The sequence below is a fragment of the Oceanispirochaeta sp. M1 genome (assembly GCF_003346715.1).
Taxonomy (GTDB): Bacteria; Spirochaetota; Spirochaetia; order DSM-2461; family DSM-2461; genus Oceanispirochaeta.
Genome location: NZ_QQPQ01000069.1, coordinates 1 through 15,367, shown reverse-complemented (window position 1 = coordinate 15,367; position 15,367 = coordinate 1). Strand labels below are relative to the sequence as shown.

The following is a 15,367-nucleotide window of genomic DNA, read 5'->3' as shown; positions in this document are numbered from 1 at the left end:
ACGTTGTTTACCTAAATCCATCTGCAGATACAAGGATTAAAATAAAAGCAGAAAAAGAAAGGAAATTCGCCAGTTAAATTTTATCATTATTTCAAAGAGCACACTTCAACTATGTTGACATATTCCGCCACAGGACCAATACGATGCATATTGCCGGGAATTTCTGGATAAGATGAAAAGTCTTTCAGAAAAAGCCGGAGGAGAAGCACCACGGCCTGTTGTTCCAGATGTGCGTGATCTGGAAGAAATACGCCTCACACCTGCAGGCAATGAGCAATTGCTGGCCATATTCAATATTATAGAAGATTTTGAGATAAAAATTGAACAATGGGAAGCTCGATCAGAAGCCATTGAGAAACGTTGGAATGACTGGCAGATTCTTGAGAAACTCAAGTTTAAAGCTCAGGGTATTCCTGATTCTGAGGTTTTGGATGTACAAGTAGAGACTCTCAAGGAAAAGAGGCAATTGATAGATGAGCCTAACCCTATGAATCCTTTGATTAAAGGCTATACAGATTTGCTTCGCAGTGAATTGAATGGCATACAGAGCCAATGGAAACAAACCTGGGAGGACGGTGAATCCCAACTTCATGGAGATGATAATTTCAATTCCCTGGACCCCGAAGATAAGCATAAAATTCGAAGGAATCTAAGTCTTCTTGAGGGAGAACAGCCTCAAATAAATTTAGAAGATACTTCCAGAATTCTCGCCTCCCTTGGAGAGACCTCCATTGAATCTTTGAAGGATAAGTTAGCTGCTTTACCTAACCGGTATAAACAGGCTCAAATGCAGGCTGCAAAAGAGTTGGAACCCAAAGCACGGGAAGTCATTCTTCCCTCAAGGACCATGAAAACAGAACAGGATATCGATGCTTGGATGGAAGAAGTAAAAGCTGAATTGCTCAAAGCCTTAGAAGATGGCCCTGTGGTAATTGGTTAAGGAGAGACAATGAAACACCCCTTAGACAAATCCCTGCGAAACGACCTTGAAAAAGCAGTAAAACAAGCCCGTACCATTGCAGAAGCTGCTGTATCTGCAGCCCTGGACCAGCTTGGTGTGGGAGAACCTACTACCTATGATCACTTATCTGAAGATGATAAAGATCTGCGTCGCCGTCTCCGCACCCACGGACGACAGCTGGGTGATGAACGTAAGCCCAATGCTCAACAGGAAACTATCCGACTCCGGGAAGAGATTGCTTACGAGCAGTGGCACCGCATGCTCTTTGCCCGCTTTCTCGCTGAAAACAATCTGCTGATGTACGATGGGGTTTCCGTTACCCTTGGGGAGTGTTCTGACCTAGCAGAAGACGCTGATGTTGCCCATGAGTGGCAGCTACAGGGGGTGAACGGCCAGCCCTCTCTCTGGGAACTGGCAGCAAAACTGGCTACAGCTATGCTTCCTCAGATTTTCCGAACTGATTCTCCTGCCTTTGAATTATTGCTTCCTCCCGAACAGGAGCAGAAGCTTGAGAAGATTCTCAATAATCTACCCAAAGAGATGTTTACCGCCTCTGATTCTCTGGGATGGGTTTATCAGTTCTGGCAGGCGAAACGCAAGGAAGAGGTCAACGCCAGTGAAGTAAAAATTGGTGCTCGTGAACTACCTGCGGTAACACAGCTCTTCACCGAACCCTATATGGTGAGCTTTCTGTTGGACAATGCCCTTGGTGCATGGTGGGCGGGAAAACGACTGACAGAAACCGACTGGACCACTGCCACCTCTGAAACGGAGCTTCGTGAAAAGGCTTCTATTGATGGTGTACCACTTGAGTATCTTCGATTTGTACAGGATGAAGAGGGCAGATGGGCTCCTGCATCGGGCTTCTTTGAGAAATGGCCTGAGAGCTTAGCTGAACTGAAAATGCTCGACCCCTCCAGTGGTTCCGGCCACTTTTTAGTCAGTGTGCTACAGATGTTAGTTCCCCTCCGTATGGAGATGGAGAACCTCACCGCCAAAGAGGCTATTGATGCAGTGCTGAGCCAAAACCTTCATGGTTTGGAACTGGACAGCCGCTGTGTGGAACTGGCTGCCTTTGCCGTAGCACTTGCTGCTTGGACATTCCCCGGTGCTAAAGGTTTTCGTCCACTACCTGAGATGAATATTGCCTGTAGTGGTTTGGCGGTGAGTGTTGCCAAGGATGAATGGAAAAAACTTGCTTTCGGTAAGAAGAAAAATCTTGGCATTGCTCTTGAGTGGATGTATGACACCTTTAAGGATGCTCCTGTTCTGGGAAGTCTCATTAACCCTGCTCGTTCTGATGCCTCTAAAATTATTGAGTGGGATGAGCTCTCACAGATGCTCACTGAAGCACTGGAGCAGGAAGAGGGTGAAGAGCAGCACGAGGTTGGTGTTGTAGCTCAGGGGCTTGCGAAAGCGGCGATGATGTTGGCGGATAAGTATCACTGGGTGGTAACCAATGTGCCTTATTTAGGAAACGGAAAACAATGTCAAATCCTTCAGGATTTTTGTAATACAGAATATGAAAGTGCAAAGCATGATTTAGCGACTGTTTTTTTAGAGCGGTGTATTGAGTACTGTCAATTAGGAGGGACTACAAGTATAGTCTTACCACAGAATTGGTTATTTCTAGGAAGATATAAAAAGTTTAGGGAGAAACTTCTAATAAAAGATCAATGGAACCTTATTGTAAGATTGGGTGCAAAAGGTTTTACTACACCTATGTATGACTTCAATGTTCAACTGATCACAATTAGTAATGGTGGACAAGTTGCATATAGTGAACTTTGGGGTGATAGTCAGAAAAATTTTATACGTGGTATTGATGTTTCTGAATACAAATCTGCAGATGTAAAGGCGAATAAGCTTGTCACCACTGAAGTGAAAAGTGTAGATCAACAAAAACAATTAAACAATCCAGATCATATTGTTATTATCGATGAAATAGACTCATCAATAAAAAAAATATCGGACTATGCAGTAAGTAAGAGGGGTATTGTTAATGGTGATAATGATAAATGGTTGAGGAAATATTGGGAGATTTTTGAAGTTTGTAAAAATTGGCAATTTTTACAAACGGCAGTTAATCAACATTTGCATTACTTTGGTCGTGAAACTGTTATTAATTGGAAATCTGGTGGCAAAGGTATGTTGAGACCCGGTTTAGGTAATTTGACATATGGTAATGTTGGGATTGCAGTAAGTAGAATGGCTCACTTACCATCAACTATTTATACCGGTGAATTTTATGATCAAAATACAGCTGTCTTGTGTCCTGGTGATCCCAAAGTCATTGTACCCTTTTGGTGTTATACAAATGACAAGTCATTTAGTCAGGATGTTCGAAAATTTGACCAAAAAATTGGAGTAACACCAGCAACGCTTCTGAAAATTCCCTTTAACCTTGACCATTGGCAAAAAGTCGCCATCGAAAAATACCCCAACGGTCTCCCAAAACCTTACTCCAACGATCCAACACAATGGATTTTTCACGGTCACCCCTGCGGTTCAGTGGTCTGGGATGAGGACTCTAAGTGGACAGCTTCAGTACCACTTCGTATCGACGACACAGTACTACAAGTTGCAGTAGCACGTCTTCTCGGCTATCAATGGCCTGCAGAACTGGATTCTGAGATGGAGCTGGCTGATAAACAGCGTGAACTGGTAGAGCAGTGTGCAGAGCTGCTTCCTCTGGCAGATGAGGATGGTATTGTTTGTATTCCATCGGTTCGAGGAGAGGGCGCCGCAGAGGATCGTTTGCTCGATATGCTTAAAGCTTCTTATGGGGAAAAATGGGATAATAGTGTATTGAATGAGCTACTTGGATCAGTTGGCTATAATGGAAAGAAACTTGAGAATTGGTTACGTGATAAGTTTTTCACTCAACATTGCAGGATGTTCGGCAATCGCCCCTTTATCTGGCACATCTGGGATGGTCTCATAGATGGTTTCTCTGTGCTGGTGAACTACCACAAGTTCGATGCAAAACAATTGGAAACCTTAATCTACACCTATCTAGGCGACTGGATCAGTCGCCAAACAGCCGAGGTGGAAAATGGCGTAGATGGTGCCCAGGTAAAACTGGATGCTGCCAAGCAATTAAAAAAACGATTGGAACTTATTGCTGAAGGTGAAGCACCCTACGATATTTTTGTTCGATGGAAACCCCTGGAAGAGCAGCCTGTTGGCTGGAACCCTGATCTGAATGATGGGGTTCGGCTGAATGTCCGCCCCTTTGTGACTGTACCGGATATTGGTAAGAATGGCGCAGGTATTTTAAGGGATAAGTTCAATGTGAAGTGGACTAAAGATCGAGGCAAAGATGTTGTCTCTGCACCATGGTATCGTCTGGGGCCTTTGTATGATGGAAAAGAGGGTGATCGGATCAATGAGCATCATTTGACTTTGGAAGAGAAAAGGAAAGCAAGGGATTCTGAATGAAAATAATTGATGAACTTAAAAAGAGCATAATTAGAACCTCTGAATATAATCCAGATGTTCAAGTTGCTCCTGCATGCATTCTCTGGCCAGATAAAGATAGTCAGTGGGGTGCTATCATTCCTGACCTCCAGCAAGAATTGAAATCACTATTCATCTTGGGAGATTATACACCGGAGGAGAAAAAAGGTCCGGCTATTTGGCTTCGCTGTATCATTGAAAATGGGATTGAAGAATACCCTATAAAAGAGAATGATACTCCAATGCTCTATCTACCCGGTTACAGTCGTCATGACCTTCGTGCCATTGAAGAGTGCCCCAATGAAATTAAGCCCTTGGCTGAACTACAGTATAGAGGTGCCATTTGGTCACAAATCAGTACAAAGGACTGGACCATCCTCGCTTTTCTTAAATCAGATCAGGGAGGGCTTGGCTTAGATGTAACCCAGGATACGGAAACCAAGCATGCCATGAGATTAGCCTTACCCTCATTATTGGAACAGGATATTTCCCTTCTTCAGGGTAAGCAACTTGATAAGGATTTCTTCAATAAGCTACTTATGGGGGGAGATCCCGTAAAAGATCTTCTTCTTTGGATAAATGATTCTATTCGCTTTAAAGAGACCAGAGGTGATACCCCCTGGAATGCCTTTGTTCAAGTTTGTAAATCTCAAATGGCCTTTGATCCTTCTAAGGATGGTGTTTTGGCTGCAGCAGAAAAATTAGCAAAACATGAAGGTCTCTGGAAAGGGGTCTGGGACAGGTATAGAGAAGCCCCTCAACGTTATCCTCTAATACCAGAAAATATCAGAAAGTGCTCACCACCAGCAATGGATCTTTTCTCCGATGCTTCAACCATGGGGGGATGGCCTCAATGGAACGAAGATCAAGAAGCAGAATTGCGAAAAAACCTTCTGTTGCTTGAAAATGAGTCGCCCCAACATGCTGCCGAGAAAATTGTACAGTATGAAGAGGTACATAAACACCGTCGAAACCTTGTGTGGGCTGAGTTGGGTGAAGCCAACTGTGCAGAAGCCTTGAAATATCTCACCCGAATGGTGATACATATGGCAAATCCCCTTGCTGCAGGTTCTTTTGAAGATCTGCGACAAGGCTATGAAAAAAGCGGCTGGTTGGTAGATAGAGCTGTATTAAACGCTTTATCATGTGCCGGTGTACCCGACGATTTTGACGCTATTGCATCAGCCGTTAAGTCCATCTATCCTACATGGCTGGATCAGTCAGCTCGATACCTTCAACAGCAAGTTCTCGATTCTGTATATCCGGGAGTTACTAAAGATACTCAGAGTTCCTTTCAGTCTGAAGAGGGTTTATGCGTCCTCTTCGTAGATGGATTACGCTTTGATACGGCAAAAACCCTGGAGGAAATGCTGGAACGCAAGGGCCATGCCATAAAGGTCACTGGGCAATGGGCTGCCTTACCTACAGTTACAGCCACAGGGAAAGTAGCTGTTTCTCCTGTAAAAGAAAAAGTATCTGGTTCAGATAATTCTTTTGATTTTGAGACAGAAGTATCTAACTCCGGGCAATCCTTAAAAGGTGGATACCATTTTAAGAAGCTTTTAGAAGAAGAGGGATGGACCGTCCTTGGAAAAAATGATTCTGGTCATGGTATTGGCAGGGCCTGGTGTGAATTGGGGGATATTGATCATGAAGGCCATGATCGTGGTTGGAAACTTGCTAAACACATTTCTACAATGCTTCAGGAAGTATCTGAAAAAATTGATGCTTTATTTAAAGCAGGCTGGTCATCGGTGCGAGTGGTAACTGATCATGGCTGGTTATTGATGCCGAAGGGGCTTTCTAAAATAGAATTACCGGCTGCGTTAACCGACAGTAAATGGGGCCGTTGTGCTGCTATTAAACCCGGTGCAGTTACAGATGTAAAACTTTACCCCTGGTATTGGAATAGTACAAAGCACTTTGCACTGGCAGATGGTGCTTCTTGCTATAAGGCTGGTCTAGAATATTCACATGGAGGTATTTCGCTACAGGAGTGTTATATACCGGAAATAAATATATCCTCATCCATTAAATCGAGCAGTAAGACAGTAAATATTACAGATGTTAAGTGGCGTGGGCTCAGGTGTAAAATCGCAGTTGAAGAAAGTACAGAAAATCTTAAACTGGATATCAGACTACAGGCAGGAGAACCTTCAAGCTCTGTTGTTCTTTCAATAAAAGAAATTGACAGCAATGGTATGGCATCTGTAATTGTTGAGGATGAAGATCTGGAAAATGTTGATGCCTATCTCGTATTGCTAGACAAAGAAGGAAAAATGGTATCACAGATGCCCACGGTAATTGGAGGGGATGTTTAAATGGTAATAGATAATCTTGATAGAATCGCAGCCGATGCACTTGATGGCTATTTGGTTCGAAAAGACTTAGTCAGGAAATTCAGTCGTCAATTCCCCGTACCTACCTATGTTGTAGAGTTTCTTCTCGGGAGGTATTGTGCAAGTACCGATGAAGATGAAATTGCTGAAGGGTTGGAGATAGTTCAGCGTCAACTTCAGGACCGTTCAGTCCGTGCAGGAGAAGAGGAGCTATTTAAATCACGTGCAAAGGAAAAAGGACATGTTAAGATAATCGATATTATCACGGCTCGGCTGGATGCCAAATCCGATTGTTACCTGGCAGCCATTCCCAGCTTAAGATTGAATGATGCCCGAATTGAAGGTGATTTAATTAACCGACATGAACGTATGCTCACAGGTGGTTTCTATGCAGAAATCACTATTAGCTATGACTCTGTAATTGCTCAGGAAAAAGGGGGGAGACCCTTTGGGATTGATGCTATTCGGGAAATCCAGTTGTCAAGCCGTGACGTTCTCAATTCTCTTGGGGAAGCTCGGAATGCCTTTACAACTGCAGAATGGAAACTCTTTTTATTAAGATCTATTGGAATTGAACCTAATGAACTCTCTGAACGTCAAATAAATGCTATGCTTTTAAGAATGGTTCCCTTTGTAGAACGAAATTATAACCTGGTTGAATTAGGGCCTCGTGGAACTGGTAAAAGTCATTTGTTTCAACAAATATCCCCCTATTCTCATTTGATATCCGGTGGTAAAGCAACTGTAGCGAAAATGTTTGTGAACAATAGTAGCGGTCAACGGGGATTGGTATGCCAGTACGATGTAGTTTGCTTTGATGAAGTTTCCGGTATCTCCTTTGATCAAAAAGATGGCGTCAATATAATGAAAGGCTATATGGAATCAGGAGAGTTCAGCCGAGGAAAAGAAAATATCCGGGCAGATGGAAGCATCGTACTTGTAGGGAATTTTGAAGTAGATGTGGAGCATCAACAGCGTATAGGCCACTTATTTGGTCCTATGCCACCGGAGATGAAAGACGATACTGCATTTATGGATAGAATTCATAGTTTTCTACCAGGCTGGGATATTCCAAAGATATCTAAGGAAATATTGACAGATCATTTTGGTCTGGTAAGTGATTTCCTCTCTGAGTGTTGGAGTCAATTAAGAAATCAAAGCCGACTAGCCCATCTTCAGAATGTCGTTTTCTATGGTGGATCTCTGTCTGGAAGAGATACCAATGCGGTGAATAAGACTGTAAGTGGTCTTCTCAAATTACTCTATCCCGTAGATAGCTCAGAAGTTTCCAAAGAAGATATTGAATGGGCTGTTCGTTTAGCTCTTGAAGCAAGAAGAAGGGTAAAAGAACAGCAAAAGCGAATTGGTGCTGCAGAGTTCCGAAATACTCATTTCAGTTATACTTTTGAAGACGAAGGTGTTGAGAAATTTGTTTCGACTCCTGAGTTACAGAGTGAAAATAGTATTGGAGGCGATCCCTTAGAACCTGGTCAAGTTTGGGCTATTAGTCCAGGTGGTCAGGATGAGCATCCAGGGTTATATCGTATAGAAGTTAACGAAGGTCCTGGTTCTGGAGTAAAAATATTGAATAAGCCTGTACCTCCCGCATTTAAAGAAAGTATGGGATTCGCTGAGCAAAATCTCTATTCCAGAAGTGCTCAACTTGTAGGAGATAAAGATCCAAGACATCATGAATTCACCGTACAGTTAAGAGCATTTGATGCTGCTAAATCCGGTGCAAAAGTAGGAGTTGCATCTCTCATCGCACTCTCCACCAGTTTACTCAAAAAGAGTGTGCGGGGTGGTTTGATTATTGTCGGTGAGATTAACCTTGGTGGATCAATTGAGCCATTACACAATCCAGTATCTATTGTTGAAATAGGGGTAGAGAAAGGAGCAACAGCAGTCTTGATACCAGTGGCTTGCCGTCGCCAATTAATAGATCTATCCGATGATATGGCAACAAAGGTTGATATTCAGTTTTACTCTGATGCGAGAGATGCATTGTTGAAGGCTATTGTGGAGTAGGAAGTATAGCCCTATCAATTGATAGAGACATTCTCACAACTTTAATTTGAGTTTTCACTATTAATGAAAGAATAGATTTGTCCAATATTTAGAATATTAAAAATTTAATATGGTTGAGGTTCTATTTAAACTGCTATACAGTAACGAGATAACTATATTTCTTAATACTGTATTACTGATAGATTACTAATTAATATTCATAAAATACATTCGATTGGACAAAATACATTTGACTAATATAGATATATTTACGATAATAAATATAGAAGTTCTGCTCGGAGGGTTACGAGCATGGTAAATAAAGAAAACTCAACTTGAAGTTCTGCTCGGAGGGCTACGAGCATGGTAAAAAAAGAAAGTCCACTTAGATGACCTAAGGCCCCTGGTAACAGGGGCTTATTTTTTTGTAATTAGGAATACCTTCATGGACTATATATCCCTCACTAAAAAATTTTTTGATGATCATCCTTGTGATAAATATCCGGAGTTTCTTCAAAAAACAGACCGTCCATATATCATGATTAGAGTAAAAATCGGTGGATCAGAATTTGCAATTCCTTTCCGAACCCATATCAAAGATAGAAAGGACACACATGCTCTTAAAACAAAAGAAGGAGATCTCCCAGGAGAATTTCGTGGAATAGACTATTCAAAGTCTGTTCTTATCACCGATTCTGAATATTATTCATTTGATATCAATGGGAAGCGTATTAAGGTTGATAGTGATGAGCATGTCGTGATTCTAAAGAGTAAATCTTTAATTGAAAAAGAGATGAAGTCTTATGTACAGAAATATAAAAAAAATTACTCCAAGAGGCATGTACAGAGGAACCGATTCTTTTATGAAGTATCTACTTTACAGTACTATATCGGAGAATTGGAACTTGAGTAGATTGAAAAAATCATTGAAATACTAATTCAGAAGTATAGTTAAAAAGAAACTTATAGATAATTGATATTTCTTGAGATTGATCTCAAGTTATGAACATCTATAATCAGTTCCCTGAATAAATATTATATGAATAATTAAAGGAACATATTTGCGATTACAGCTCCATTACATAGTATTAATATAATTATCAAAATCTGAGTTATGTTCAGTTTTCTGTTTTGTTTTGACAATTCTTCTTTCATAGAAAATAATAGCTTTTTATTCTGTTTATTCTGCGATTCTCCTAGATTTCTTATTTCTAATTGTAGATCAGATTTATTAATATCAAGACGTGTTCTGATGTTATTGTCCATTTCTAAATTGAACTCTTTAAGATTTTTAATAGTTGAATTAAATCTATCAGACAGTTCATGAATGAAGCTATTCTGTTCATCTGCTTTTTCAAATGCTATTTGAATATCTTCTTTGATTTCGGATATTTTTTCATACGCTTCAGAGAATGATATAAGTTTTTGAGTTTGAGATTCCAGTTCTGAAATAGTCTTGTCCAACTCTTCAAGTTTTGATGAATCTTTCATAAAATGACTCCTCGATTTTTTTTAAGCGATTATTTTCAAGTTTTAATACTTCTATAGTTATTTTTGGATCATCAAGTACTTCTGCCATTAGTTTAAGAGATTTTATATCAAAGAAGTTTTCCATAAGTACTCCAATATAAATATCTCTATTTTGATTATTAAACAGGCTATTAATCGAAATTAAGTTTTTTAAAAGACATATTCTAGTTTCACTTGAATAAGAGTAAATTTTCCTAAATGAAGAGTCTAATCGTTGTTTTCCATCCCTGTCATCAAAATCATTTTGCATCAGACGTATAAGACCACTTATAAAATTTAATCCTGTATTGCTAGAGTAACTTTCTAAAAATCTACTAATACTTGATTTCAATTCATCTATTTGCTCTTCGTTAATAAGTTCTGATATTTTCTTATTGTCTTCAATTTTATAAAAAACATCAAACCAGAGAGCATACTCATTTGGGTTATTAGCTATGGCTTGGAGAGTAGTGCTGTTATGAGTAAACTTGAAATAATTTTCCATTTGCTTCTTAAAACCATCTGCGTCAATTTTATTTTGAGTGAATTCACTGCAACTCTCATAGACCGTTTTTAGAGACTGAATCCTATTGTAAACAAAATGGTTATATATCCATTGGAGTAGAAAACGAACTACTTTTTCAATCTCATCTATTCCTTGTTGATTCATTATGTTGTGGTAAATAACATAATCATCAGAGAGTTCTGATTTTGATATTGGTTGATTGAATAACAACGTTTCATAAAAATTTTCATTTTCATATTTTAGAATTAGATTTAGTAGATTTCTTTTAATTGTACTGATGTCGTATAATAGGTAATTGACCTCAAAAATACCGGCACCAGAATAAGAAGTAATGGTCCAATCATCAATAATCCCTAACTGACATACCCTGAATATCAGACGTTCAATAGATTCCCTCTGAGATGAAATAGACTTAAATGATTTGCCGTTAATAGTAACTGCGCCTGGGTTCTGTTTTTTTAGAATGTCGATTAATTCCATAATTGATTTACTTTCTGAATCTATTTTTTCTAGATTACTTGTTAACAGGTACAGTGATGTACTCAAATCCCCTAATGCATTTTCATTTTCATCTCGCATATCTTTTAACTTTTCAAGGTTCATATTTTTTCGCCATATCTTCTGTGGTTCCTGGGATGGTTTTGAAAGAAGTACAGTACAATGAGCTTTCTCATGAATGAATTGTTCTTTGTCTCGACCAGCTCGACCACCTTCCTGGTATAAGGCTTCTAATGATGAAGGTAATCCATAGTGAACTGTGAAATGAATATTCTTTTTATTCACACCCATACCGAATGCTTTTGTAGCAACAATGAGTGGAACTTGGTTCTTCTTATATTTTAATTGAACAGCTCTTTTATATTTGTTGAACTCATCATTATTCATGACTTTCTTTTTTTTAACTTTTGGCACTGACCCTGAGAAATAGGGTACTTCAATTTTTAAATAGTTCTTGAGTTTGTCTGATATTGAAAAACACCCTGTTGGACCGTTAACTGTCCGTGTAAAAATTAGACCATTCTTGATCATTTTTTTTTCAGATTGATATGATTCAAGAAGTTTTGTTAATGAATTCCACTTATTACTCTTATCATCAATAATTTTAAAATCCAGTTCATCTCTAGTGTATGAATGAGGCGTAATAATATTATTTTCTTCAATCTCAAATTCAATACGAATATCTTTAAGTACATTTAATGATGCCGTAGCAGTTAATCCAAGAAAGATTGCATTGTTGCATCTATTTCTGATGGTATTCGCTAGGTTTAGATAAGATAGTCTGAAATCATGACCCCATTCTGAGATACAATGAGCTTCATCTACAACAGTATAAGCCCAGTGAGAAGTCGTATTAATAAGACTTATATAGTCTCTAAAACCTTTCTGCTGGAATCGTTCAGGGGATACTAATATAAAGAAGTATTTTCCTTTGGAAAAAGATTCCTGAATATTTTCTCTCTCATCAGCATCAACATCACTGGTTATCTGATTGACCCTATCAAAATAACATTCATTCAAGTCATAAACTTGATCATACATCAATGATTTTATTGGACTAATGATAATACTAACAGCGGGTTGAAGAATTACAGAAAGTTGATAGCAAACTGATTTCCCTCCTCCAGTAGGAAGTAATCCTATTGTATCAGTTAAGGAACAGGTATTCTCAATGATTGCCAGCTGACCTGCCCTGAATTTAAAATCAGAAATATCATTTATTGAACTTGTCTGCATGAAAATATTCCATAATAAGTATATCAAGGATTCTTCATCTGAATCCTCTTCGGTAAAATTGAATTTATATTTCAATGGTTTGGTATTTGATAGAGTAAAATAATCATATTTTTTAAAAGAGTGAAAATCCAATCTCTTATCAGAGTTAGTCATTTTGAAGTATAGGTAGTCATCAAAATAATCAGTTCTGACAAAGGCAGTATTTTCATGGGATTGAAATTCATCGGTATATCTTTTCAATAAACTAAAATCAATTCGGGTATGATCTTTACTTTGTGAGAAGTGTTTATTTTCGTTTATTCTAATAATTCTTACCTCAGGTTCATCAAATGGAATTTTATGGAGTCTGAGAATATGTTTAAACCAAAGAAATAAATCATTAATGGCAAGCTCTTCAAAATTTTCAATATCATGTTCTCTTATTTCAAGGTTCCACATCTTTTGATTTAAATTTAGCTTGTCATATTCAAGAAGTTCCAATATTAGAATCTGAAAGCGGATCACTGCAGTTGCAAGATAGTATTTGTTATTTACATTATATCCTTTCTCAAAAGCTTCTTTATACGATCTTATTGTGAATTGCTGTGCATCTTTGTCCTCACCTTTTCTTTCATCCTGCTTAATCATGACCGTTTCAATTCTTGTTTTTATTTGATCCATACTCTGAACGAATTGGGCTGTTTTATTCTGGAGATCTTCGGTGGTTATTCGTACTGTTTCAATACCATACTTAGACGTGTAAGTATCCCGTTCTAAATCTTTAAGTTTCTCATTTTTATGTTGGGAACCATCGATCTCAATTATTAAAAAAGCTTGAGGTAAGTAAAAGTCTACTTGCTGATTATTAAATTCATAGTTATTGACTTGTGTTATCTCATTGATTGATACTTCAGGAAGTATTAGTTGCTGAATAAATTTATAGTCTGAAAGATATTCAGGGATTATTTCATAGAAAAACTCATTTGCAGGATAGTAGTTGTTTTTTTGATCCCCGCGAATGATTCTTTGCCATTGTGGTACATCATTACTAATAAGAGGATATCCATCTGAAAAGGTATCTGATTTGTGGAGTGAACCTATATCTTTTTGAAGAAAAGATGACATCAGAGTGGGTGTTCCTCTTTGCAGAATATTCTTAAGAATATAGATAGCCGGAAGAGTTTTTGATTGAGTTCTTTCTCCTCCTGTGAACATGAGTACGAAATTATGATTTGTATTTGTATAGTTTGCGGTGTACTTTTTCATTTATGAATCACTATGGTTACTATATAATACAGCATGGTTCTAGAATTATCGTTTACTTTTTTTAGATGATCGAGTGTTTATCATCTTTGAGAGAATGCCAATTAATCAACTCAATTCCTTTGAAATCAAATCCATTTTCATCCAATCAGAAGTAGTCATGCTATTTGACTCAATTACATATGTTATTCCATATTCATCTACTTCTTCTTTGAACTGCCATTTCTCCTTTTCTAAATAGAGTCTGGTTCCAGGTAAAAGCATCAGCGGAAATGCCCTTATAGGATTACGGGTAACGGATTGAATTCTTGCTATTGTATCTTCAAAGGATTGTAGTGTCTGACCTGGAAGCCCGTAAATTATACTTATTTCAAAAGGGACGTGATCTTCCAACTCTTGCAGCAATTCAATATTTGTATACGGATCATCAAATCGGTTAATGTTGTGAAGAACTTTGGGATCTAAGCTCTGGATACCGACTTCAAAACAAATTTTCCCTTTCTGGCATAATTTAAGGAATGCTTTCATTTTTTTTTGGAGACGGTATTGGATTGAGAAGAGAGTGGGGGATTGGGTTTTTGCAATATTATCTGCTATTTTCAGGTAGTTTGATCCGGAGTTAAATACAGGATCTATTATATTGATTTTTGTTATACCTGAATGAACAAGAAAATCAATTTCTGACAGAGCATCCGAGACAGACTTTTCTATAATACTGCGTTTATGAACCGTATCATGAGCACAGTAACTGCATGAGTAAGGACAACCCCGTTTTGTTTCCATATTGACTGTTTTTACTGAGCTATTCAGGGGAATCGATCCATCATAATAAGGCGATGGTAGATTCGTCAGATGTGTGTTTTCTATCACTTTAATTGCTTTGTTCCCGAGTTTTATTTCATCGAATATTTTTTCAAGGGATAACTCTCCATAACCCTGAACAAAATACCTAATATCAGGGAATATATGTTTTAGATCTTTTGTGTCTCTTCCCGTGATTTGATAACCACCGAGAACTACCTCTCCTGTGAATCCGATTACCGGTAATATTTTGAGGGCTTCTATGACATATTGCTCTGACCAAATGGCTACTTGAAAAGCAATGATGTTTAGAGATTTAATATCCATTTCTATTTCAAGTTTTTTTATTGCCTCTGCGACATTGAATGAAGAAGAAAGAATATTGATGCTCTTATGAGTCACCGAGCCTTTTCGCAGTGTCTTTCTCCAGGATGAGACTAAGGTTCCCATTGCAAGGTTACACTCAGGGTGTCCGGCTTTTTGAAGGTCGAATGAAATGAGAAGTACATTCACATAACACCTCCTGATAATGAGAAATACCGGTCATCCTTCCAGAATACTGTGATAACGCAGCCATCTGATGAAAGTACAACTCCGGCCCCGTTTAATCGTTTTCTCAATTCATCTCCAAGTGAAGAAAATGGAGATTCAGGGATTTGATAGTGTTCCCCGCCAGCTGACGTTTCCGGATTATTCACAAACTTGACAGGATGAAGTATTATTTGAAGACTTTATGAAGTTCCTGTCGTTGACAGAAAAAAAAAGAAGATGCTCTCTACGCCAATAGAA

Annotated in this window: 8 protein-coding genes; 5 read left to right on the top strand and 3 right to left on the bottom strand. The window is 38.4% G+C overall.

Annotation, left to right across the window (positions count from 1 at the left end):
* Positions 1-172 precede the first annotated feature (172 nt).
* The 5 genes from DV872_RS24560 (at position 173) to tenpIN (ending at position 9,679) form a co-directional block, all read left to right on the top strand.
* Positions 173-940: a hypothetical protein gene (locus DV872_RS24560; protein ID WP_114632619.1), complete on the top strand. Its 768-nt coding sequence runs from the start codon at positions 173-175 to the stop codon at positions 938-940.
* A gap of 9 nt (positions 941-949) precedes the next feature.
* Positions 950-4,402 (top strand): N-6 DNA methylase, encoded by a 3,453-nt coding sequence (locus tag DV872_RS24555; RefSeq protein WP_114632618.1) that lies wholly within the window; start codon positions 950-952, stop codon positions 4,400-4,402.
* Positions 4,399-6,741 (top strand): BREX-1 system phosphatase PglZ type B, encoded by a 2,343-nt coding sequence (pglZ, locus tag DV872_RS24550; protein WP_114632617.1) that lies wholly within the window; start codon positions 4,399-4,401, stop codon positions 6,739-6,741. The genes DV872_RS24555 and pglZ overlap by 4 nt, the downstream gene beginning before the upstream one ends.
* Positions 6,742-8,787 carry a protease Lon-related BREX system protein BrxL gene (gene brxL / locus DV872_RS24545; protein ID WP_114632616.1) on the top strand — a complete coding sequence of 682 codons (2,046 nt, stop codon included), beginning with the start codon at positions 6,742-6,744 and terminating at the stop codon, positions 8,785-8,787.
* A gap of 424 nt (positions 8,788-9,211) precedes the next feature.
* Positions 9,212-9,679 carry a type III toxin-antitoxin system TenpIN family toxin gene (gene tenpIN / locus DV872_RS24540; RefSeq protein ID WP_114632615.1) on the top strand — a complete coding sequence of 156 codons (468 nt, stop codon included), beginning with the start codon at positions 9,212-9,214 and terminating at the stop codon, positions 9,677-9,679.
* A gap of 134 nt (positions 9,680-9,813) precedes the next feature.
* Here the strand turns inward: tenpIN and DV872_RS24535 are convergent, their stop codons facing one another.
* The 3 genes from DV872_RS24535 to DV872_RS24525 form a co-directional block, all read right to left on the bottom strand.
* Complete coding sequence (locus DV872_RS24535; RefSeq protein ID WP_114632614.1) at positions 9,814-10,257, bottom strand: hypothetical protein; 444 nt, start codon at positions 10,255-10,257, stop codon at positions 9,814-9,816.
* On the bottom strand, positions 10,235-13,780 hold the full coding sequence (locus DV872_RS24530) for a RecQ family ATP-dependent DNA helicase (RefSeq protein ID WP_114632613.1): 3,546 nt from the start codon (positions 13,778-13,780) through the stop codon (positions 10,235-10,237). Before DV872_RS24530 ends, DV872_RS24535 begins: the two co-directional genes overlap by 23 nt.
* Before the next feature lie 105 nt (positions 13,781-13,885).
* Positions 13,886-15,091 carry a radical SAM protein gene (locus DV872_RS24525; RefSeq protein ID WP_114632612.1) on the bottom strand — a complete coding sequence of 402 codons (1,206 nt, stop codon included), beginning with the start codon at positions 15,089-15,091 and terminating at the stop codon, positions 13,886-13,888.
* Positions 15,092-15,367 lie beyond the last annotated feature (276 nt).

What these genes read in the sequence shown, in the direction of transcription:
- DV872_RS24560 (WP_114632619.1), top strand. Translation starts at nt 173, where the DNA reads ATGAAAAGTCTTTCAGAAAAAGCCGGAGGAGAAGCACCACGGCCTGTT.
- DV872_RS24555 (WP_114632618.1), top strand. Translation starts at nt 950, where the DNA reads ATGAAACACCCCTTAGACAAATCCCTGCGAAACGACCTTGAAAAAGCA.
- pglZ (WP_114632617.1), top strand. Translation starts at nt 4,399, where the DNA reads ATGAAAATAATTGATGAACTTAAAAAGAGCATAATTAGAACCTCTGAA.
- brxL (WP_114632616.1), top strand. Translation starts at nt 6,742, where the DNA reads ATGGTAATAGATAATCTTGATAGAATCGCAGCCGATGCACTTGATGGC.
- tenpIN (WP_114632615.1), top strand. Translation starts at nt 9,212, where the DNA reads ATGGACTATATATCCCTCACTAAAAAATTTTTTGATGATCATCCTTGT.
- DV872_RS24535 (WP_114632614.1), bottom strand. Translation starts at nt 10,257, where the DNA reads ATGAAAGATTCATCAAAACTTGAAGAGTTGGACAAGACTATTTCAGAA.
- DV872_RS24530 (WP_114632613.1), bottom strand. Translation starts at nt 13,780, where the DNA reads ATGAAAAAGTACACCGCAAACTATACAAATACAAATCATAATTTCGTA.